Source organism: Streptomyces sp. UH6, from assembly GCF_013421635.1.
Lineage (GTDB): Bacteria > Actinomycetota > Actinomycetes > Streptomycetales > Streptomycetaceae > Streptomyces > Streptomyces abyssomicinicus.
On record NZ_JACADT010000903.1, the window covers coordinates 1 to 2,332 of the forward strand.

The window sequence follows — 2,332 nt, forward strand, 5'->3', positions numbered from 1 at the left end:
CCGCGAACGGAGCGGCCCCCGTACGGGGGCGGCCCCGGAGCGCGGCTCCCGGTCAGAAGACGACCAGGGCGCGACCCCCCTTTCCGGCGGTCATGTTGTCGAACGCGGACGGGATGTCGGCGAGGCCGATGCGGTCGGTGACCAGCATGCCGAGGTCCAGCCGCCCCGCCCGGACGTGCTCCGCCAGCACCGGCAGGTCCCGCGCCGGGTCGGAGTTGCCGTAGACGCAGCCGGCCAGCGTGCGCCCCCAGTGGAAGATCTCCAGCGCGTTGAAGGTGACCTGCTGGTCCTTGCCCCCGATGCCCACCACCGTCGTGCGGCCGCCGCGCCGGGTGGACTCCCAGGCCGCGCGGATGGTGACCGCGCGCCCCGCGCACTCCACCGCGACGTCCACGCCCTGCTTGCCGGTGAGCCCGCGGATCTCCCGGGCCGTCTGCTCGGAGGCGACGACGTAGTCGGTCGCGCCGGCCGCCCGTGCCAGCTCCTCCTTGGCCGGGGAGACGTCCACCGCGATGATCTTCGACGCCCCGGCGATCCGCGCCGCCTGGACCGTGGCCAGGCCCACCCCGCCGACGCCGTGGACGGCGACCGTCTCGCCCTCGCGCACCCGCGCCGCGTGGTGCACGGCGCCGTAGCCGGTGAGCACCGCGCACCCCAGCAGCGCCGCGTCGGTCAGCGGAACGCCCTCGGGCAGCGGCAGCACGGTGTTGGCGGCGACCACCGCCTCCTCGGCGAAGGCGGCCACGTTCAGCCCGGGGTACAGCTCCAGCCCGTCCGACGCCCGGCGGGCGTAGGGGGCGGTGGCCCCGTCCAGCGAGCGGGCGCACAGCCAGACCTCACCCAGGTCGCAGGACGGGCAGCTGCCGCAGGACGGGGACCAGTTGAGCACCACCTGGTCGCCCACCGCGACATGGCCGACACCCTCCCCCACCTCGGTCACGACACCGGCGCCCTCGTGCCCGAGGACGGCCGGCAGCGGCACCCGCATGGTGCCGTTGGCGATGGAGAGGTCGGAGTGGCACACCCCGGCGGCGGCGAGCCGGATCCGGACCCGGCCGGGGCCGGTCGGGGGGAGTTCTATCTCGGTGACTTCCAGCGGCGCGCCGATCGCGGGCGCCACGGCGGCGAGAACCATGGGATGAACGCTCCTAGAACTGGAGGGACTTGGTCTGGAGGAATTCGGCGAGCCCGTGCGAGCCGAGCTCCCGGCCCACCCCGGAGTGCTTGTAGCCGCCGAACGGGGCCAGCGGGTTGAACCGGCCGCCGTTGATGTCGACCTGCCCGGTCTCCAGGCGGCGCGCGAAGGCGACGGCCTCCGCCTCGTCGCCCGCCCAGACCGCGCCGGCCAGCCCGTACACGGTGCCGTTGGCGATGCGCACCGCGTCGTCCTCGTCCTGGTACTTCAGGACGGACAGCACCGGCCCGAAGATCTCCTCCTGGGCGATGGTCATCCCGGGGGTGACGTCCGCGAAGACGGTGGGGCTGACGTGGAAGCCCTTCCCGTCGGGAGCCTCGGGGCCGCCGGCCACCAGGCGGGCGCCCTCGGCGACGCCCTTCTCGATGTAGCCGCGCACCCGTGCCTGCTGCTTGGCGTTGACCAGCGGCCCGATCCGGTCGCCGTACTTGGCGGCGGCCTGCGCGGCGAGCTCCACGGCCTCCTCGTACCGGTCGGCGTCGACCAGCATCCGGGTCCAGGCGCTGCAGGTCTGGCCCGAGTTGGCCATCACGTTGGCGACGCCCACCGCGACCGCCCTGCCGAGGTCGGCGCTCGGCAGGATCACGTTGGCGGACTTGCCGCCCAGCTCGAGGGAGACCTTCTTCAGCCCGGCCCCGGCGGTGGCGGCGAGGGAACGGCCGACGGCGGTGGAACCGGTGAACGACACCATGTCGACGCCGTCGTGCTCGGCCAGCGCCTGCCCGGTGACCGGGCCCAGCCCGGTGACCAGGTTGAAGACACCGGCCGGCACCCCCGCCTCGTGGACCGCCTCGGCGAAGAGCTGAGCCGTCAGCGGGGTGTCCTCGGCCGGCTTGAGGACGACCGTGCAGCCCGCCGCCAGCGCCGGGGCCACCTTGGCGACGATCTGGTGCAGCGGGTAGTTCCACGGGGTGATCGCGGCGACCACGCCGATCGGCTCCTGGTACACCGTGGAGTTGCCGACCTTCTCCTCGAAGGGGAAGGAGGCGGCCAGGTCCGCGTAGGAGCCGCAGACCGCGATGGGTGAGGCGGCGTGCACCTTCTGCGAGAACCCGAGCGGTGCTCCCAGCTCCGCGGTGACGGTCTCGGCGATCTCGTCCTTGCGGGCGGTCAGCACGTCCCGCAGGGCGGCCAGAC

At 74.0% G+C, this 2,332-nt stretch carries 2 protein-coding genes; both read right to left on the reverse strand.

The window, feature by feature from the left end; all coding sequences use genetic code 11:
* Positions 1-52 precede the first annotated feature (52 nt).
* Positions 53-1,135 (reverse strand): zinc-binding dehydrogenase, encoded by a 1,083-nt coding sequence (locus HW445_RS27365; protein ID WP_180223554.1) that lies wholly within the window; start codon positions 1,133-1,135, stop codon positions 53-55.
* A gap of 13 nt (positions 1,136-1,148) precedes the next feature.
* The coding region (locus HW445_RS27370; protein WP_180223555.1) for an aldehyde dehydrogenase family protein at positions 1,149-2,332 on the reverse strand (1,184 nt) is incomplete at its 5' end.